This is a genomic window from Aquimarina sediminis (assembly GCF_002895435.1).
GTDB classification, from domain to species: domain Bacteria; phylum Bacteroidota; class Bacteroidia; order Flavobacteriales; family Flavobacteriaceae; genus Aquimarina; species Aquimarina sediminis.
This window is the reverse complement of sequence record NZ_POYJ01000003.1, coordinates 209,553-231,287: the sequence shown is the minus strand read 5'-3', so window position 1 is coordinate 231,287 and position 21,735 is coordinate 209,553. Positions and strand designations below refer to the sequence as shown.

At 34.9% G+C, this 21,735-nt stretch carries 14 protein-coding genes; 7 read left to right on the top strand and 7 right to left on the bottom strand.

Annotation, left to right across the window (positions count from 1 at the left end):
• Positions 1-15: 15 nt before the first annotated feature.
• A complete protein-coding gene (locus tag C1X07_RS09690; RefSeq protein ID WP_103069813.1) occupies positions 16-6,765 on the top strand; it encodes a T9SS type A sorting domain-containing protein in 6,750 nt (2,249 codons plus the stop codon).
• 85 nt (positions 6,766-6,850) lie between these two features.
• Here the strand turns inward: C1X07_RS09690 and C1X07_RS09685 are convergent, their stop codons facing one another.
• The 3 genes from C1X07_RS09685 to C1X07_RS09675 form a co-directional block, all read right to left on the bottom strand.
• On the bottom strand, positions 6,851-8,056 hold the full coding sequence (locus C1X07_RS09685; protein WP_103069812.1) for a hypothetical protein: 1,206 nt from the start codon (positions 8,054-8,056) through the stop codon (positions 6,851-6,853).
• A 191-nt stretch (positions 8,057-8,247) separates the two neighbouring features.
• On the bottom strand, positions 8,248-8,628 hold the full coding sequence (locus C1X07_RS09680) for a hypothetical protein (protein WP_103069811.1): 381 nt from the start codon (positions 8,626-8,628) through the stop codon (positions 8,248-8,250).
• A 185-nt stretch (positions 8,629-8,813) separates the two neighbouring features.
• The gene (locus C1X07_RS09675) at positions 8,814-11,549 is read right to left on the bottom strand and encodes a TonB-dependent receptor (RefSeq protein WP_103069810.1); all 2,736 of its coding nucleotides are present in this window, start codon (positions 11,547-11,549) and stop codon (positions 8,814-8,816) included.
• A gap of 437 nt (positions 11,550-11,986) precedes the next feature.
• Here C1X07_RS09675 and aspS point away from each other — a divergent pair, with 437 nt between their 5' ends.
• The 6 genes from aspS (at position 11,987) to C1X07_RS09645 (ending at position 17,583) form a co-directional block, all read left to right on the top strand.
• Positions 11,987-13,735, top strand: a complete 1,749-nt coding sequence (gene aspS / locus C1X07_RS09670) for an aspartate--tRNA ligase (RefSeq protein ID WP_103069809.1) — start codon at positions 11,987-11,989, stop codon at positions 13,733-13,735.
• A gap of 82 nt (positions 13,736-13,817) precedes the next feature.
• Entirely contained in the window at positions 13,818-14,360 is a 543-nt protein-coding gene (locus C1X07_RS09665) for a hypothetical protein (RefSeq protein WP_103069808.1), read from the top strand.
• A 37-nt stretch (positions 14,361-14,397) separates the two neighbouring features.
• On the top strand, positions 14,398-15,168 hold the full coding sequence (locus tag C1X07_RS09660) for a tetratricopeptide repeat protein (protein ID WP_164914131.1): 771 nt from the start codon (positions 14,398-14,400) through the stop codon (positions 15,166-15,168).
• A 15-nt stretch (positions 15,169-15,183) separates the two neighbouring features.
• Positions 15,184-16,968: a chloride channel protein gene (locus C1X07_RS09655; protein ID WP_103069806.1), complete on the top strand. Its 1,785-nt coding sequence runs from the start codon at positions 15,184-15,186 to the stop codon at positions 16,966-16,968.
• Between the two features lie 74 nt (positions 16,969-17,042).
• On the top strand, positions 17,043-17,300 hold the full coding sequence (locus C1X07_RS09650; RefSeq protein WP_103069805.1) for a hypothetical protein: 258 nt from the start codon (positions 17,043-17,045) through the stop codon (positions 17,298-17,300).
• Positions 17,301-17,385: 85 nt separating this feature from the next.
• Positions 17,386-17,583 carry a cold-shock protein gene (locus C1X07_RS09645; protein WP_103069804.1) on the top strand — a complete coding sequence of 66 codons (198 nt, stop codon included), beginning with the start codon at positions 17,386-17,388 and terminating at the stop codon, positions 17,581-17,583.
• Between the two features lie 54 nt (positions 17,584-17,637).
• Here the strand turns inward: C1X07_RS09645 and C1X07_RS09640 are convergent, their stop codons facing one another.
• The 4 genes from C1X07_RS09640 to C1X07_RS09625 all read right to left on the bottom strand — a co-directional run bounded on the left by C1X07_RS09640 (position 17,638) and on the right by C1X07_RS09625 (position 21,582).
• A complete protein-coding gene (locus tag C1X07_RS09640; protein WP_128755238.1) occupies positions 17,638-18,414 on the bottom strand; it encodes a carboxypeptidase-like regulatory domain-containing protein in 777 nt (258 codons plus the stop codon).
• A 115-nt stretch (positions 18,415-18,529) separates the two neighbouring features.
• On the bottom strand, positions 18,530-19,195 hold the full coding sequence (locus C1X07_RS09635) for a 3'-5' exonuclease (RefSeq protein ID WP_103069802.1): 666 nt from the start codon (positions 19,193-19,195) through the stop codon (positions 18,530-18,532).
• Positions 19,195-21,114: a DUF294 nucleotidyltransferase-like domain-containing protein gene (locus tag C1X07_RS09630; RefSeq protein WP_103069801.1), complete on the bottom strand. Its 1,920-nt coding sequence runs from the start codon at positions 21,112-21,114 to the stop codon at positions 19,195-19,197. Before C1X07_RS09630 ends, C1X07_RS09635 begins: the two co-directional genes overlap by 1 nt.
• 18 nt (positions 21,115-21,132) lie before the next feature.
• Positions 21,133-21,582 (bottom strand): nucleoside deaminase, encoded by a 450-nt coding sequence (locus tag C1X07_RS09625; protein ID WP_103069800.1) that lies wholly within the window; start codon positions 21,580-21,582, stop codon positions 21,133-21,135.
• Positions 21,583-21,735: the final 153 nt, after the last annotated feature.

Genomic DNA, 21,735 nt, shown 5'->3' with positions numbered 1-21,735 from the left:
TCATAAAAGTAAAATATGAAAAAAATAGTACTTATACTACTGGTTTTAACAACGCATGTTGGACTTTCTCAAGATTATGGGTTTTTAATAAGAACACATATCCAAGGATCTGCACATGCTAACCTTCTTAATATCCATGTAGCAACTGATTCGCCAGAGGTTTACCCGGGCATAGGGTATAACGCTACCTTCCAAAATGAAGGTAATATTTACTATGATTTTGTTGAATTAAACAACAATTTCAATACTGCTACTGTGCACCTTTACAGCCATTGGATCTCCCTTAGCGACCCTATTGACTGTACTTCTGATGACACCTACACATATACAAGAAATGAGTTTGAAAACAATCTGGTAGGGTATAATACTACAGATTGTAATTTTCGAACATTTGTATACCCAATTCACATTGTAGAGCCCTCGGCAAATGAATTTTGCCCTGATCAAGAAATTGTTCTAAAATATGGATATCATTGGCAATTCAGTTTTGATGGGTTAAATTGGGTAAATTTTCCCACATCCTTGAATACAAAAAGAGTAACAAGCTTTACACTAACAGAATTATTTAGTTTAAGCGGAATCCCAAATAGTCAGTGGCAAAATGAATCAAACATCAAATTCCAAACCGGATATGGTACAGAATTCACAAATGTTAGAAACATCAATATCATTAATTGCTCTCCCAAATTAGATGGTCCTGTTGTAGACATTCAACCCACCTGTAGTAATAGTATCAATACTAATGATAATAACAATGGTAGTTTTACAGTAACTTTTGATCGCGAACTTGATGATACTCAAAATGAAAAAATGAACCTACAGGTATATCGACAGGTTGGTTCTGTTTTTGATGGTTATGAATCCAAAGTACTTAGCAAAAGTGATTTTACTGGTCGTTCTTATACCTGGACCCCTAGAAACTTACCCGGGGGGACTTATAAATTATTCTGGCAAACCAAAAGTAATAATGGTGTTTTTGATAATATTGATACTACACCAGATGCATATGATCAAAGTGACCCGTTTACACTAACTCCTCCTCCTGCATTATCAGTTAATGGGACTCCCACACCTGTACAATGTTTTGGAGGGGATGATGGTAGAATAACGGTTTCTGCATCTGGAGGAACACCACCCTATCAATACTCAATTGATGGTAGCACCTGGCAAACAAGTACTCTATTTGACAATCTCATTAAAGGGGATTACACTATACATATTAAAGATAATAGCGGTTGCCAAAATTCTAGTAGTACAATAACCGTTATCGAACGTTTTGTCTCGATTCCAGATGTGGTTGGGTTATCCGGACTTATTAACAACCCTACCCTGGTTAATGGTAATAATGGTCGTATTGTAATCACTGTATCCGGTGGGTCAGGAAACTATACCAACTATGCCTGGACCAAAGATGGTAATCCATTTACACCTCCTACAGGATCAACCAATACATCACTGGTAAGTCTCTATGCAGGGGTATATACTATAATTGTAACTGATAGTAATGGATGTAGCTCCGAGGTCGAAACATTTACGCTTACAGATCCGGATCCCATCGTAGTCACTATTAACATGACTCCTAATACCCTTAATTGCTCATATACTCAAGTTAATCTTACTGCCTCTGCAACTGGCGGGTTTTTAAATTCTGGTGGAGATTATAGCTATACCTGGAATACTGGAGCTACAGGAGCAACCCTAACCAATGTAGGGATAGGAACCTATCAGGTTACCGTTACGGATCAGGGAGGTAATAACCTTTCTAAATCCTTTGAAGTGCAAGGACCTGATCCCATTACGGCAACACCTATAATAAATAATGTAAGCTGTAAAAATGGAAAAGACGGAAACATACAATTAAATATTTCTGGAGGGACAGGAGTATATACTGTAAATTGGACAAAGCTCTTTGACCCTTCTTTTAGTCAATCTGGAGTGAATATAGCTAACCTTACCGCCGGGTCGTATGAATATGTTATCACCGATCAAAACAATTGTAGTATCAATAACTTCGGAACCCCAATAGAAATTACTCAACCTACTATAGGAATAGAAGTATCCGAAGTAACTGCATCACACATAGACAATATTGTATTTGGTGGCGCAATAGGAGTTCTCGAGATTAATGTTACTAACAACCAAGGAACAACATCTTTTGATTGGTATAAAAATGGTGCTCCTTTTACTCCTCCCGCTGGATCTACCAATACCAGGTTAATAAATTTAGAAGCGGGAAGTTATACCGTAGATGTTATCGATACTAATAGTTGTATAGCAATATTGGCACAACCCATTTTAATTACAGAACCTCAACTTTTAGAAATAGGGAATATTGCTACTACTCAGGTGACCTGTAAAGATTTTGCTGACGGAAAAATAACAGTCACAGTAACCGGAGGTATTTCTCCGTACACCTATTTATGGAGTAAACAAGGGGATCCTTCATTCATCAGACCCGATGACCCTACTATCGATAGTCTAGAACCGGGAGCATATACTGTAACTGTAACCGATGACAGTAATGTAGAAATATCCTCTGGATCAATAAACATAACACAACCCGATCCTTTGGCAATAAGTTTTACCACTACAGATATTCTTTGCTATGGAGAAGCTTCGGGAGCGATCGATATTACTCCATCGGGAGGAACACCTCCATATTCCTATCTATGGTCTAATGGAGAAACCACGCAGGATATTACAGGAGCAAGTGCAATAGGGTATACTGTAACTGTAACAGATGCTAATAATTGTAATCTGACCTCTACTGTTATAACACCCTCACAACCCAATGCCCCCATTTCTATAACTCAAGCAGCGGTAACCAACCTTACAGGTTTTCAAACGGGTAATGGTAGTATTGCCGTAACCACCGCAGGGGGAACACCAGGATATACCTACCAATGGAGAGTTCAAGGCACCACTCCCGTAATTGGAACTAACCCTATAATCAATAACCTTCAGGCGGGATCCTATCAGGTGACTATTACAGATGCTAATAATTGTAGCCTCATTACTGATTATGTGGTAACACAACCCGATTTACTAGAGGTAACCAATATACAACAGGACAATGCTATATTATGTTTTGGAGATCAAACAGCTACCTTAACAGCTTCAGTTACTGGAGGAGTACTCCCATACACCTATAGATGGTACAATGTCATAAATAGTTCAATAACCTTGGCTACACAACCTAATATTGCTGGACTTGGAGTAGGGACCTATACTATAGAAATTACTGATGCCAACGGCAATCAGGCGAATCGTACCTATGCAATCACAGAGCCTCCATTATTACAAGCAATATATACCAATACTGATGTATCGTGTAATGGTGGTGCTGATGGAAGTATTAATATCTCTGTAACCGGTGGAACAGGAAGCTATTCTTTCTTTTGGAGTACAGGAGCTAATACTGAAGATATCTCTGGACTTTCTGAGGGTACTTATTCGGTAACCGTAAGTGATGCTAACCTTTGCCAAACGGATCTTACAATTCAAATCAAGCAACCGCCAGCAGCACTAACAATAACCAATGCAGATATAACTCCAGCATCAGGAAATGGATTATCCAATGGAAACATAGAAGTTTCAGTAAGCGGAGGGACATCTCCATATAGCTATAATTGGACCAATGCCAACAATGCCCCTGTCGGAACAAACAGTAACATATTGAGTAATCTTATAGCCGGTAGTTATTTTCTAACTATCATCGATGCCAAAAACTGTAGTCTAGGACCAGTAGAGTATCAGGTAACAGAACCAGATCCGTTACTGGTCTCTATATCTAACACCCCCATCTCTTGTTTTGGAGAACAGGGAGAACTTTTTGCTAATGTTACTGGTGGAGTAGAACCTTATTCGTATCAATGGTTTGACGCCGGTAATTCACCAATAAGTACAACTAGCGCTACCGGTAATATCGTTTCTGGAACATACCGAGTAGTTATTGTTGATAAAAACAACAACCAAACAGAACAAAACAATATCATACTTACCCAACCAGATCAACTTGACATAACCAACATTGACGTTACTGATGTCAGCTGTTATAATGGTAATGATGGTTCTATAGAAATTTCTGTAACAGGCGGAACAGGAAATTACCTATATCAATGGGGTACATCTATATCTTCTATTAACACTCATACCAATTTAATTGCCGGAGACTATACCGTTACAGTAACCGATCAAAATAACTGCCAAGTAACCAGTGCTATTATTACTGTAGATCAACCCGTACGATATGACATTGATAGTGTCTCCTTGATAAGACCATCTAATACAGGTGTTAGCGACGGAAGCATCTCTATACAAATAACAGGAGGAGCATCTCCTTACTCCTATCAGTGGACTGATAATACTGGAACAATTATCTTATCGCAATCTAACACCAACAGTATTTCAAGTTCAATAACAAATCAGCCTGAAGGAATATATAATATACTAATCACTGATGCTATAGGCTGTACACTTAGCAATACCTACAACCTTGCAAGCCCGGGAGAGCTCCTGGTTAATATAGAGCAACCTCAACAGATTAGTTGTTTTGAAGGGAATGATGGAATACTAGAGGTTATTACCACTGGAGGTGCTGGCGGAAATAACTATCAGTGGTATAAGGTGAACAATAACACGTTAGTAGGAAATACACGTATCCTTAATGGAATTACGGCGGGAGAATATTATGTTGTCGTTAGCAACGCCGATGGAATATCCGAGCAAAGTGCTGTGTTTACAGTAATCCAACCTCTTCCTGTAACCGCAAATCTCATTGCAGCCCATCCAAGTTGTTTTATGAGCAATGACGGAAGCATAACCATTAATGCCTTTGGTGGCAATGGGGTTTTTGAATACAGATATCGAGCAATAAACGGAAGTTATAACAACTGGAGCCCTTTCCTTAATACCAGTGCTACCGTGATCAATAACCTTACCGATCGTCAATATCAAATACAGCTTAGAGATACCAATGGGTGTACATATCAGGAACTAGGATCAATAGGGACATTATCCGTAACTCTTAATCAACCTGACCTTCTAGTTATAGATACGGCACTACTTAGTAATCCGACCGGGTTTGGACTTACTAATGGAAGTATTACCACTACTATTGCAGGAGGAACGACACCTTATACATATGAGTGGGCTGACGTCAATGGAGTTTTATCAGAAACAACCGCTGTATTATCCGGAGTTGGAGCCGGAACATACACCCTACTGGTAACGGATGCCAATGACTGCACAACTTCATTACCTTTTACCTTAACACAGCCTGATCAACTTATAGTAAGTACAGAAATAACCAGCCTTATCCTTTGTAATGGAGACAGTAATGGTAGTCTAAGAGCTTCTGCTACAGGAGGAGTTCAACCATACTCTTATCAATGGTATTTATCTGGAGACACAACTCCTATTGCAGCTACGAATGTACTTTCGAATATTGCTGCAGGCGATTACTTTGTTATTGTAACCGATGCTAATAATAACACATCCCAAAGTAGCAATATCACTATTGGTGAACCAGAAATGTTAGCGGTTGACCTGACCGCAGATTACATCCTATGTGGGGGTGCTAACAACTGGAGCATCCTTAGCAATGTTTCTGGAGGGACTTTACCCTATACCTATTTGTGGGATAATGAAAATGAAACAACAGCGTCACTAGAAGACATAAACCCAGGAATGTATACCCTAACTGTACAGGATAGTCGTGGATGTACTTCGCAGCAGTCGATAACCCTATCCCCGCCAGATCAGTTGCAAATTACTTTTACAACAACAAACCCTACTTGTTTTGAAGGAAATGATGGAGGTATTGACTTAACTACCTTTGGAGGAACACCTCCCTATACCTTTAACTGGGATAATGGAGTAACTACTGAAGATAACCACGCATTACAAGCTAGCCCTTATAGTCTGGTAATCACGGATAGTAAAGGATGTAGTATATTCAGAGAATTCGAACTCTTTGATCCTCAAGAATTGATTATCGAATTGGGGGATGATAAGACTCTTTGTCTAGGGCAAACAGCATCATTCTCTGCTCTTATTGATGACCCTAATGCAACATACCAATGGACATCTCAAAATGGGTTTTCCAGCAAATCTCCAGAAATAACAGTAAGCAAGACAGGAACATATACCGCAACAGTAACAAATAGTAAAGGGTGCGTCGGCAGCAGTAGTGTGATCGTAAACCAGATAGATGCAGAAATTAAAGCAGAGTTCCTATATGCCAGTCAGGTATTTACTAATGAAAAATTTGTAGTAATTGATGTAACCTATCCAATACCAGATCATATCGAATGGATTGTACCCGAACAAGCTACAATATTGGCAAAAGATCAAGATCTTATAGAATTATCCTTTGACAAAACCGGGGAATACGAAATCACATTAGTATCCAAATTAGGTGATTGTCAGGATATTTTTACCCAAAAAGTACTTGTATTAGAACAGGAAAATCTTGGAAACGAATCTGAAGAAGAGCCGCAGGAACAATTAGGAAACATTAGAGAGTTTAATCTATATCCTAACCCTTCTGATGGAAAATTCTTTGCCAAAGTAACTTTAAAAGAAGTAAACGATATCAGTATTAAAATATTCAATTTATCTAATAACACTGTATTGGCTCAAAAAAAAGAAACAGGACAAAAAACATATGAAATTCCTTTTAACCTTCAAGTACCATCAGGAGTATATGCGGTGGTATTAGAAACGCCTTATGGAAATGCTATTAGAAAAGTGATTATAAAGTAATCCAAATCGTAAATAATTAATAGATACAAAAGATTATAACATTTTGCCAGTAAGGGTTGTATAAAAGCATCCTTACTGGTAGATGTTATTTTGTTATTTCCGCTACTTCTTTTAAAACAATTTCTTTTAATCTTTCAACAGATTTAACTCTATAAAAAGCATATTTATTACCATTGGATACCAAAACCAAATTAGAGTTATTATCATAAAACATAAGCTCCACTGTTTTAAGTGTTTTCGAGGATTTCCCTATATTTTTGGTTTGAAAAAAAGAGTCTTTTTTATTGGAGTAAAAAGACAAGCTATAAATTTTAGAGGATTCTTTAAAAACATTTAGAGTTTTTACATCAGAAAATTTTACATAGTCTAATTGCTTAAGTTCTCTAATAATTACATCGCGAATATTCTCGCTTTTCACTTTACCTTGATTATACAATACCTTTGTATTTTTAGCTAAAGAGTATCTATATATCAAAGAATCCGAATTCTTAAAGAAAGAGGTGTTTTCAGTAACCATCTCATAGTCAGGATTAGCATATTTATTTTCTAGACTTATATTGGACAGCAACCATTCATTACTTGGCTTGGAAACCTCTATTTTGATTTTATATCCTAGAGGCTTAAAAAAAAATGATTTTACTTTACCGTTTAAATATTTAGGATTTAACTTATACGTATAATAGAATGATTCAGTTTTCAATCCGTTTATATAGTTAACTGATGAGCTTGAAGCAGATCGTATCGATTGCAGGTTTTTTACCTTGTGTCTTTTTAATAGTTGGTAAATAGAATCAATAGTCGTTTTTAATTCTGGTCTTGATTTTAAATCATTGTTTGCCAGATCATACACCGATTCAGGCTTATTAGATTCAATAAAGGGTTTTATTTTATCAATAAGCTGAGTATGGGTAACAGTATTTTTTTCTACCTCTTCCGCTTTTTTAATAATTTCTTTCCATTCATCCAAACAGTGCAAACTGTATAAATCAGGGTCTTTCTGTAAGTGATCAAGATTACTCCATCCACTATTAATAGAGCTAATTAAAAAAGTTTTTGCTTTTTCTGGATCTCTATCTAGCGCAGCAGAACAAGCAGCATTATATAGGTCAGAGTTATTGCCTTCAAATATTTTAAAAGCCTTTTCATAATTTACAACAGAGAGCTTATAGTTCTTTGATTTATAAAGACTACTTGCCTCCTTTATGAGTGCTTTATACTCTTCGTTTATTTGTCCAAAAACATTGGTAAAACTAATAATGGTTAGTATTATAAAAGCAGATTTGAATTTCATTTTTTAAAAATATTGTACCGTATTTAACGGCATTCGCTATTGTTTAGAGGGTGACTATTTTTTGATAAAAGATCGAATTAACGCGTATATCTTTTTAGATATGCAAGATTGCAAATTCTACAGACTTTATAAAACTCTACGACCTTTAATCTCAATTATACATAAGCCTTATTACCTCTGGGGTTTCCTTTTCAGATACCGATAATTGATAATACTGCAATTATCAAAAGAACTATCCATCCTGGATGTTTTCCTTTGGTTCCAACCAAAACCAATAAAGACGATAAAATCATGGCATAAATAATCGCCTGAACTATAAATGAATTCATCTGCTCCGGGGCAAATGAAATTTTTATCAGTATCGCTCCTATACTCCAACCAAAAACTGAAGACAAATGCCAGGTTGCCCATAATATTCGCAAATGTCTTTCTCTCAATCCTTCACTTTTTTTTGAAGGGACTAATTTTCCTTTATTTCTTTTATTCTTAAAAATTAAATATTCCCCAAGAATCGAATGAACAATCCCAAGAAGAATGCATAAAATCCCTGCAGTAAAAAAATAGGTATTCATTAGGTTAGTTTTTATTTACTTTCCTTCATTTCTCGATTAATATTAGTAGTAAATATAGCTAAACATAAGGTTTATTAACCCCAAAAAAGAACTTTATTCATACACCTTCAAAAAGTATTACATAGTAAAAGAGAGATGCTATAACTAACACCTCTCTTTTTTTATTCTATTAAACAGTCTGTTTTTTAAAAAGTAAAATCAAGACCTGCCTGTAAAAAAGTACCTGTAAATCCAAACTGATTTACCTCCCATGGATATCTAAATCTTCCTCCTAAGTCAGTTCCAAAATCTCCAAAAGTGTTAATCTCATCAGGATAAACATCTAATAGGTTATTAGCAGTTGCCTTTGCAGTCAACCAATCAGAAAACTTATATGACACAGATAAGTCTGTAACTATTTTTCCGGCAAAAGTTTGATCAAATCCAGGAGTTGTAGGATGCTGCCATGTTACTTCACCAAAATATGTATTGTTTAACACAAAACTAAATTTTGCAATGTCATAATTAAGTCCTAATACTCCTTTTAGATTAGGTCTAGCCGTAGTAATTCTAGACTGCTCTTCTCTATTAAAGATATCGGTATATCCAGCATTTAATATTTTTTCAGGAACAGTAATAGTACCATCAATATCAGTTTCATTCCAGTTAAAAGCTGCATTAATCCCTAAACTTCCTTCTCCTAATTGTATACCTCTATAGTTAGCAACTACATCAACCCCTTGGGTTTTTGTATCTACAGCGTTTACAAAAAATGTAATATTACCAATAGAATTATCTATTAATACTTGCTCTACATCATTCACAGTAGAATCATCTCCGTCAAAACCTAATGGATTTGTTAACAACACTCTATCATCTACAGTTATATTATAATAGTCTACAGCAACAGAAAACTGCGGAGTAAATCTATAAGTTACCCCTCCCGCTATGTTGAAAGACTCTTCTGCATCTAATTGAGGTACTCCTAAACCATCAATCGGATCAAGAATTATTGGATCAGCGTTATTAAAAGTACCTTGTTGTCCAATACTTCCATCTGCCAATTGTAGCGTTTGAATATTACTCAAATAAATCTGGTGTAATGACGGTGCTCTAAATGCTGTGTTTACAGAAGCTCTAATTGCTCCTTTTTCACCAGGCAATAAATATCTAGCTGCTACTTTCCAGGAAACATTTTCACCAAAATCACTATAATCCTCGTAACGTCCTGCTCCACTAATTAAAAATGCCTCACTAACATCCCAGTCCAATCCAGCATAAGCACCAATATTTGATCTCGTCTCACTCAACGCATTTGCTGGTGTTAATCCTGGAAATGATTGTACTCCTCCGTCAACATAAGATGCTCTTTCTCCTGCTTTGGTAACAAAACGTTCTTGTCGTATCTCAGATCCTAATGTAAGGCTTACATCTCCAAAACTTTTTGATATATCTAAATTTCCTATATGATTCCCAAAACTATATCCGCCTGTTTTAAAACTTGTAGGGCTATTTGCGCCTAAAGATGGATTTAAAGAATTGTTCACTTCATAAGACACACCATTTCTCCCGTAGGTATAACTAAGGTCAAAATTCCACTCATTAAACATTTGCCACCTATTTCCTAAAGTAATCGTATTATCTACAATAGCCGTCTCAAAAGTAGGTTGAAACCCCTGATACTCAGTCCCGGCAGGATGTAATAAATTAAAGGGATCCGGCACCCAATATGGTGTTCTGTAAAGCGCAAAACTTTTACCATTTCTGCCTTGTAAGCTTCCAAATAAATATACCTCTGCAGTATCATCTGCATACGGAAAACCTGCATTAAGTGCTAAACCAAATCGGTCGTACTCTGGCTGCCCAACAGTCATACCCAAATCAGGGTTTTGTTGAATCCAAGGATGAGAACCATCCAAAAGGCTATTGGCTAAAGCTTGTTGCGCATCAAATTGTGCCTGAGTTATATTTCCATTAGTAACATCATCAGGATTTGGCTGAAATACGTTTCCAAAAAGCAAATCATTTCCTGGTTCCCCAGATCTGTTTGTATAATCCTGGTGGTAAAAATCTGCAGTCAAATTTACAAACCCACCAAAATCTGGTGTAAAAGAAGTATTTAAACTCCCGCTATATGTAAATCCATCTCCTTCTGTAGTTACTCCTGTCCCTAAGCTAAGAGAAGTTTTATCTTCATCCTCTTTTAAAATAATATTAATCACCCCCGCAATGGCATCAGATCCATATTGAGCAGACGCTCCATCTCTAAGTACCTCTACTCTTTCGATAGCAGCTGCTGGGATACTTTTCATATCTACACCAACCTCTCCTCGTCCCGGAGTCTCATTAACATATACTAATGCACTTTGGTTTTTTCTTTTTCCATTTACTAAAACCAATGTTCTACTAGGTCCTAAATTTCTAAGTTCTGATGGATCAAAATGCGCTGTTGCATCAGATATAGTTTGCTGAGTAGAGTTATAAGATGGTACTCTAAACGCAATCATTTTATCCAATTCTGGCTGTGCACTTACTTTTAATTCTTCAGATGTGATATTATCAATAGCCACTGGTGACTCTATAACCGTTCTAGGTTTTGCACGGTTACCTACTACTACAATTTCATCAAGAAATGCCCCTTCATTCATATATGCAGTTATGCTCGTATTTGAAGATACTTCTAATTCTTCTGTTCCAAACCCAACTACCGAAAACACAAGAGTCGTAGGTAGAGATTGTACCTCTATTGAGAAATTTCCATCAAAATCAGAAGTAGCTCCATTAGAGGTGCCTTTTTCTACAATATTAACAAGCGGTATCGCCTGATTTGTCGCTCGGTTTAATACAGTACCCGTAAGACTCTCTTGAGCAAGTACTATAACTGGAGTAAAAATTAAGAATAACAAAATCTTCATTTTGTTAAAACGAATGTGTTTTTTCATAATGGTTTGTTTAAATGTTTGCCTAAATCTATTAAAAGATATTCATAAAAAAAAGACAAACTAACAATTGTTAGCACTAAAAGTGCTAATTAACCATCAAAAAAAAGCCAAAAACCTTAAAAAAACACAATATTTCACAAAACAAATCGAAACAAAACAAACCTCAAAACACTTTATCTCATTTGGTGTTTCAACAACATATTAATCAATCAGATAACATAAATCCTAGTAAAAACATATACGTTTTTCCGAAGTAAAAGCATATTATGAATTACGTAAAAAACATACTTACCATCCAGTTAAACCCTTGTTTTTTACTAAAAATTCAAAAATTCAAATTCTTTTTTGATTATTTATAAATTTCGCCATTTTATCATTCCTAAAAACTATCAACTAATCCATAAATCTTCTTATTTTTGCAGCCTTAATACGTAATTATGTACAGAAGTCATTCGTGTGGTGAGCTACGCTCCTCAGATATCAAAAAAGAAGTAACCTTATCTGGTTGGGTTCAAAAGACCAGAGACAAAGGATTTATGATATGGGTCGATCTTAGAGATCGCTATGGAATCACCCAATTGATTTTTGACGATGAACGCACTCCTGCAGCAGTTGTAGAAAAAGCAAAGACATTAGGAAGAGAGTTTGTAATCCAGGTTAAAGGGATTGTAATAGAGCGTGAATCTAAAAACAAAAATATCCCTACAGGAGAAATCGAAATTCTAGCAAAAGAGTTAGTTATACTTAATGAAGCAATCGTTCCTCCTTTTACCATAGAAGATCAAACAGACGGGGGTGAAGATATTAGAATGAAATACCGCTATTTGGATATTCGTCGTAATCCTGTAAAAAACAATTTGATGTTTCGCCATCAGGTAGGGATGAAAGTTAGAAATTACCTATCTCAAGAAGGGTTTATCGAAGTCGAAACACCATATTTAATTAAATCCACTCCCGAAGGAGCTCGTGATTTTGTAGTACCATCTAGAATGAACGAAGGGCAGTTTTATGCCCTTCCTCAATCCCCTCAAACCTTTAAGCAATTGCTTATGGTTGGCGGTATGGATAAGTATTTTCAGATTGTAAAATGCTTTAGAGATGAAGATCTAAGAGCAGACAGACAACCAGAATTTACACAAATAGATTGTGAAATGGCATTTGTAGAGCAAGAGGATATCCTAAACATATTTGAAGGACTCACACGTCATTTAATAAAAGAAATAAAAGGGATCGAAATTAAAGATTTCCCAAGAATGACATATGCCGAAGCAATGCAAACATATGGTAACGACAAACCGGATATTAGATTCGGAATGAAGTTTGGTGAACTTAATAATGTTGCCCAGCATAAAGATTTTAAGGTATTTAATACTGCGGAGTTGGTAGTGGGTATTGCAGTTCCTGGTGGAGCTTCATACACAAGAAAAGAAATTGACAAGCTTGTTGATTGGGTAAAACGACCACAAGTGGGTGCATTAGGAATGGTGTATGTAAAATGCAACGAAGATGGGACATATAAATCTTCTGTAGATAAATTTTATGACCAGGATGATCTTGCGAAGTGGGCAGAAACCACTGGAGCAAAAGCAGGAGACCTAATCTGTGTGCTTTCTGGTCAAACCAACAAAGTGAGAGCGCAATTAAGCGCCCTTCGTATGGAACTTGCAGAACGACTTGATTTAAGAAATCCAGAAGAATTTGCTCCTCTATGGATATTAGATTTCCCTTTATTAGAGTGGGATGAAGATACTGAGCGTTACCATGCTATGCACCACCCTTTTACTTCTCCAAAACCAGAAGACATTGATTTATTAGATACTAAACCAGGTGATGTACGCGCTAATGCGTATGATTTGGTATTAAATGGAAATGAAATTGGCGGAGGATCTATTCGTATTCATGACAAAGAAACTCAAGCATTAATGTTTGATCACCTAGGATTTACTCCTGAAGAGGCAAAAGCACAATTCGGATTTTTAATGGATGCTTTCCAATATGGAGCCCCTCCTCATGGTGGACTTGCTTTTGGATTTGATAGATTAGTATCCATTCTTGGTGGACAAGAAACCATTCGTGATTTTATTGCTTTCCCTAAAAACAATAGTGGTCGGGATGTAATGATTGATGCACCTGCGCATCTGGATAACGAGCAACTCAAAGAATTGAACATACAACTTGATGTATAATATAGTATTGAATATTTATATGTCATTAAATTCAAATAGCATAAAATCCCGCTTAAGGCGGGATTTTTATTACCTTTAGTTTATGAGGGGAATAGCTTACTTTATATATAAAAATATTAAAATACTTTTTTTAACACTGTTTATATTCATCATTTCATACTCATGTAGAGAGAAGAATTATTCGGCTAAAAAATATATTAATTATATAGGTTATTTAGATCCTAACACTACAATTTCCTCAACTAGTTTTGCTCTTTGTGGTACTGGAAAAATTGAAGGAACTCATCATGGTTTACCCAAGTTAGCTTATAAACCAAATAAGGGTATCTTTGACAAAACTATCCGATCGAAATACCAAAATAATGAATATACCGATTCTGGATATTTAAATTTCAGGTTCGTAATAAACTGTAAAGGAGAAATCGGAAGAGTAGAAATCATCCAAATGAATATAGATTTAGAAGAAACTGAGCTTAATTCTGAAATGATAGATCAGTTATATCAATTAACATCAGAGTCAGAAAATTGGAATGGATACACAACAAAAGACCAGAAACCAATAGACTATTACATGTATGTTTCATATAAAATAATAGATGGTGAAATTACCGAAATACTTCCTTAGTTTCCCCTTCTTTTTTCTTCTTTTTGCTTGTTCCATAATGAATGAAGAAGAAAAAAAAGCTGAATCCAAAAAAATTATGAACGGTGCTGCTCATTTAAATCAAGGATCCCCGGATACTATGATGGTCATAGAAAAGGCGATCGAATTAAATCCTGAAAACGCAGAAGCATGGAGAGAATTATCGGTAGCCTACTTAAAAAGAGGAATGCCACTAGACTGGAAACCTCTTTTTGATAAAGCGGTAATGCTAGATCCCAAAGAATGGCAAGGTCATAGAGGGTATCTGTATCTATACTTTTATAGAAATTACAAAAAAGCTATAAAAGATTTTGATGCTACTGATATATTAACTCCTAATTTTGATGATGCTCCTCAAGGACAAAGTGTAAATTACATGAGAGGGATCGCCTATCTCGGATTAAAAGAATATACTAAATCAAAAAATTACTTTAACACTTATATTGATAATCAAATTAAAACATCTGGAGAAGACTACGCCGATATAACAGCCTTTTTATATCGTGGGATTATTGCTTATCTTCAAAAAGATTACAAAAGCGCTAAAAAAGATTTTCAAAAAGTATTAAAGTATTCTGAGAATCATTATTCTGATGCTCACTATTATTTATCGAAATGCTATTATGAAGAAAAAGAAATACCTAAGGCTTTAGAACATATTAAGAGTGCTATTGAAGATTTTAATTCTGGATATTACCATACTCGAAATTATGTTGAAGTATTATATCAAGTATACATCCAAGATCTAGAAGAGCAAAAAAACTTAGTAGAAAACCATTCCTTTTATTAGTTCAAATAAATTGATATGTCAACTGCAAAAAAGACTTTACTTTATAAGCTACTTAAATGGAGATATCGTCATATTTCTGACAAGACTTTTGTTCTTATTCTTAGTATTCTGGTTGGATTTACTGCTGGTCTGGTATCTCTTTTACTAAAAAACATCACCCATCTAATTCAGATAGTTTTAGAAAGTGATATCATCTCTTGGCAAGCTTCGTTTTACTTTATTATTCCGATAATAGGACTACTTATCGTATACATATTTACAAAGTATATCATCAAAAAAGATTCAAAATCTGCCATTCCTTTGATTTTATATTCTCTTTCGAAAAAAAATGGAGTTATAAAACCAATTCACAGTTACTTACCTCTTATTTTAGCTCCAATTACAGTTGGTTTTGGTGGTTCGGTGGGGCTCCTAGGTCCGGCTATTAGTTCGGGATCTGCATTAAGCTCTAGTTTTAGCACTTTGTTTCACGTTAATCGAAAAACCAGAGTCTTACTTATCGGTTGCGCTTCTGCAGGTGCAATTTCTGCAGTATTTAAATCTCCTTTGGCTGGTTTGGTTTTTGCTGTTGAAGTTTTTAGTTTAGATCTTACCCTAACCTCGTTATTACCCTTACTTTTTGCTTCGGTATCCTCTATAATAACTTCATATTTCTTTTTGGGAGATGAAGTATTGTTTAGATTTGATGTTTTAGAAAAATTTGATATCTATGATACTCCTTTCTACATTATTTTGGGTATCGGTACCGCAATTGCTTCTATATACTTTACCAAAATGTATTTTGGGATACTCCGTTTTTTTAATCGTTTTCCTAAAAAAATTCACCGCCTTTTAGTTGGTGGGCTAGCTATTGGGATAATGCTATATTTTATTCCTCCGCTTTATGGAGAAGGTCTTGGTTTTATAAACGATTTACTTCGCGGTGACCACTTAACAGCAATTGGCAAAACACCTTTTGACAATATAACGAGTAGTATTTGGGTAGTAATTGCGCTTTTAACAGGTATTACAATTTTTAAGGCTATTGCGATGACCGCCACTTTTGCGGCAGGCGGCTCTGGAGGAATTTTTATCCCAACCATGGTAATGGGTAGTGCATTGGGCAATGTAGTATCTAAAGTGATCAACAATCTAGGTATAGGTTTTCATGTTTCTGAAGCTAATTTTACACTATTAGGAATGGCTGGGCTTATTGCCGGGGTGTTACATGCTCCACTCACCTCTATATTCCTAATTGCAGAGATCACTTCTAGTTATGAACTATTTGTTCCACTCATGATCACCACTTCGATTTCATTTATAATTTCAAAAAATAAGCTCGAGCATAATATTTACACACGTGAATTGGCAAAACAAGGTCATCTATTAACGCATGATAAGGATCAGACCGTACTAACCTTAATGAACCTTGAAAATTGTATAGAAACCAATTTTATAACGATAAGACCAGATTACACCTTAAAACAACTATTAAGTGAAGCGGTAGCCAAATCAAACAGAAATTTGTTTCCAGTAGTTGATGATTCTGACCATCTTATCGGAATTGTATTATTAGACGACATCAGAGACATCATGTTCGATATTACATTATATCATAAAACAACAGTAGATACTTTAATGACAAAAATGTCTGCGGCTATTATATACGAACAGGACAATGCCAAAACAGTAATGAGAAAATTTCAGGATACAGGTGCCTGGAATCTTCCTGTAATCAAAGATGGAAAATACTTTGGTTTTGTCTCAAAATCAAAACTCCTTACGGCTTATAGAAGAAAGTTGATTAATTTTACGCAATAAATTAGGTTTATATGTTAAGAAGTAATCTTTTTAAATCAATTGACATCTTATGACCAACGATCTAAAATAAACATATGAAATACATCATCCGCATACTTTTTATAACTATTATTATCCTGATTTGCATTGGATATTACTTCAAAAATTCTGGTGATCATATTACCGGAGATAAATTAGTCGGTATAGGAATATTAGTTTCTTCTTTTATACTTATGCCTATTTTTATCTATCATAGATGGAAAAACAAAAAAGTAAAAGACTACATGCTTACCGAAGAAAATCTTAGGAAAATGAGGGATTATGAGACGAATAAAGAAAATTCGAACCCATGAGTTTCTAAAATATTCACATTTTGATAACGATTCATAAAAAATTAAAAACTACCTTTAGTATTCAAATACTTATTATTTTATTACAATGGAAGGAACAGTAAAATTTTTTAACGAATCAAAAGGTTACGGATTTATTACCAACAACGAAACAGGAAAAGACATCTTTGTTCACGCTTCAGGAATTGCTGGCGAGGCATTAAATGAAGGCGACAAAGTAGAGTACAATGAAGAAGAAGGTAGAAAAGGACCTACCGCAGCAAATGTTCGCATAATTCACGGGTAGTGCAAACATTTCTCAAGTTTCAAAAGCACTACTCTTGTAGTGTTTTTTTATTTTTCAATCCAATCCATCTTTTGATTTAAAAACTTTGCTTTGATCAATTAAAAATTCAAGAATTCTAAGTTCATTTCCAGACTCTAGAACTTCCTTTGTCATCGTATCATCATTTAAAAAGTCTATAAAATCATATACCTCAGTTTTAGGAATTTTTAATTCTGTAATAAAAAAATCTCCTCTATAAAAATCCGAAAGTTTAGACGAATAAGTCTTTTTTTGCCTCTTGCCACCTTTTTTCTTAAAAAGACTAGCCACCATTCTACCGACAGCAATAAAATTAACTGGAGTTATTGCCATTTCATCCCTTAACACTATATTTTTAACAGTTCCTGCTCCTTTTTCATGGATAAATGGTGTTTCATCCAATTCTTTAGCATCAAACAAAGGCAAATTATCTTCATATGTTTTTATCCTATCTATATCTTCTTTTACCTCTCCAGAAAGATTATATCGAGAAACCCTTACCTCTTCTAATTCATTTACTTTAACCTCTAATACAATTTCTAAATCAGCCTGTTTAATATCTTTCTTTCTAACAACATGTGCTTTTTTCTGATATCCTATAGAAGAAAAAACGATAGTATCTCCAACTTTAGATTTTATCTCAAAAAAACCTGCCTTATCATTAATTGTTCCCTCCCTTCTGGTTATATTTAATATGTTTATTACTTCAGATTTAGAAGCATCAATCTTTACCTTTCCTCTCAGGAAATCACCTTCTTGAGAAATCCCGAAATAACCCATTAAAAATATAACAACAAATAAGATTTTTTGCATTTCGCCTTTGGTTAGTTAAAAGACGAAACAATATAGGTGCAGTTGCAGTCTTCTGGACATAGTTCTATTAAAAAACATTCATTACTCTAATAAACTATATAAGAAACAGCATCTATTATTTAAACAAATCAGACACTTCAATCTGTTTATCTTTCTTTAATTTTGTCAAAATCTTCAGAAAAGCCAATGCGGTAATAAATGCATCTCCAGATGCAGTATGCCTATCGCTTTTCGAAATTTTCAGATCATTACACAATTCATCCAGGCTATAATGAGAATTCTGTTTATCGTTTTGATACACCGCATGCTTAGTCTTTTTAAAAAGAATACTGGTATCTAAAAACCTGTTTTTCAACACACCCAATCCCTGTCTTTTTAATGCTTTATCTATCATTTTTCTATCAAACTCAGCAAAATGCGCCACCAAAACAGAATTACCAATATATTTTACAAACAACTCAAGAGCTTTCTTCTCTGATATTTTACCAAAACCATTGTTTTTTCTAATTCCATGAATTTGTACTGTCTCTTCATTAAAAACATCCTGTTCGAGATAAATTTCTAATTGATCAGATACTATCAGGCTATTACCCCGGATTGCAATTGCCCCAATAGACAACACTCTATCTTTGGCATAATCAAACCCTGTAGTCTCGGTGTCAAATGCTACAAAGCGAACATTATTTATAGGTTCTTTTCGTTTTTTTTTGTCAAAGAGTTCCACATACTCTTTCCAAAACGGCGGGTAGTCTTTGTTCTTTTTTTTAAACCAAAATTGCATTACATCAAATTCTTAAGTTGAAAACGTACTCTCAGCAATTCCTGTATATCTCTAATGGGTCTAAAGCATCGTTTGAGTTTTAATTTATCTTTTTTGCTCAAGGTATTTAATTTTATAAATCTTCCTGAATCGTGATGAAGTAGCCCTTGTCTGGTTCTAAACTTTATTAATACTCTAAAAGCTTTGGAACAACTCTCAAAAAGAGCTGCATTTTTAGGTTCTATCTCCGCAAGTTTGGCATATCGTAATAAGGTATTATTTACTCCTTTTACATTATGATAAAGCGTTAATATTCTTGCTGCATCAATCAACACCATCATTGCCCTGATTTTAATATCAAATGTATCTTTATGTTCGCCATTTTGCTCGACCAAAAATTGTTTAAAGAACCCTAAGGGAGATGGCTTTTGCAAAGCACTTACCCCCAATAACCCCAAAAACCGATTACTTTTATTAACCCCTTCAAAGACTGCTTCAGACAACACATCGGTCATAGTTCTATCTCCATACACATATTGAAAATCAAAAAATATAGATGACAACAACGTCCCTTCTTCTGTTGGAGTAATCATCCAGTTTCTAAACTGATCTTTCCATTTTGATAGAGACATACACCATCTTGGATTACTTGCCATCATCTCGGCAGGACAATATTCAAAACCGATGGTATGTAATCCTTTTGTAATTTTATTTGCCAACTCCATAAAATAAAGCTGTGTAGCTTCATAAGCTTGCTCATCAACATTTTCAAAAACAATAGCATTATCCTGATCTGTTAAAAGTAACTGTTCTCTTCTTCCCTGACTCCCTAAAACCATAAAACAAAACTTAACCGGAGGAGGAGTAGACATTTCTTTTAAAGACAACTCTATAACTCTTATAATAAGTGCATCATTGATCTCAGAAATTATATTGATGATATGCTTGGTAGGAATATTCTGCTCTAGATATGATTTCAGCAACTTCTCTACCTGTTGTCTAATATACCTAAGTTTTTGAGGCTTTTTTATTCTTTTGACTTCTTTAATCAATACAGAAGGATTATTACCAAAAGAGACCAATAGATCGTGATCTGAAAGAATCCCAATAAGTTTTGAATCCTGCGTGCCGTCTTTTGTAATACACAAATGGCTTATATCATGTTTTATTAAAGCAATCTGAGCCTCGGCAACTGTGATTTTTTTTGAATATGTAACTACAGGAGAAACCATAATTTGATTTACCAAAGAGGTAATCTCATACATTCCAGTTGCTATCTTAGCCCTTAAATCTCTATCTGTAATTATCCCAATAGGTTGCTTATTACCATCAACAATAATAATACAACTTACCTTTTTATCGGTCATCTTTTTGGCGATATCTTTAATGGTATCATCAAAAGTGCAGGTTACAGGCTTTTTTCGATAAGAGATACTACGTAGTGCAGAAAGATCCTTGACTGTCTCGATAGAAATTGTATTATCTATTCGTTGTCCTTTCTCTGTTTCAGTAAAATAGTTCCTAGCATGTGCTGCAAAAGTTCCTAACAAAAATTTATTTACTTCTCTATTTTCTTCAATAAATGGTTCAAAAACTCTCGCAGGGATAGCATATACGATAGACTCCTCATCTGCTTTTGCAGACATTCGGTAATCTTTCTTGATAATCAAGATTCGAAGACCAAACAAATCACCGGCATCACATATATCTACCAAATTTTGATCGTCATCAAAGCCTCGATAAAGCCCAATAGCTCCTTCTCTTACAATATAAAACTCATCATGGCAAGGACTATCTTGCCTAAAGAGATATTCTCCTTTCTCAACATATAAAACTCTAATCTGACTAGAAATCAATAGCAGCTCCTCTTTTTTTAAACTATCAAAAGGAGGAAATTGTTTTAAAAAATCCTGTATTCGTTCTGCAATTGTATTCTTCATATTTCTGGAAACTATCTTCTAATTGAGATTGCGTTTTTCGATAAAAAATCGAGTAATTATTTCGGCACATTCTTTTTCTAAAACACCCCCTGTTATTGTTGTTTTGGGGTGAAGCTTTGTTCCCATAGCAGTAAACCCTCTACGCTCATCGACTGTACCATAAACAATTCTTTTTATCTGACTCCAATACAAAGCTCCTGCACACATCTGACAAGGTTCTAATGTTACATATAGTGTGCATTCTTTGAGATATTTACCTCCAAGAAAGTTTGCCGCCGCTGTAATTGCTTGCATTTCGGCATGTGCTGTAACATCATTTAATAATTCAGTAAGGTTATGTGCTCTTGCAATAATCTTATCTTCTACAACAATGACCGCCCCAACAGGTACTTCATCTTTCTCAAAAGCCAATTCTGCCTCTTGCAGGGCTTTTTTCATAAAATAAGAATCATCAAACGGATCTAACATATAACAATCAATTTTAAGTAAAACTAAATAAAAAAAATTGTATTAGCTCTCAAAACAATATAGTATTAGAACTATTGGTTCATCAAAAACCAAAGACTAATTCCTACCATTACTTTAATTACGCTTTCTTTTAAAAATAAATCTTCACTACTA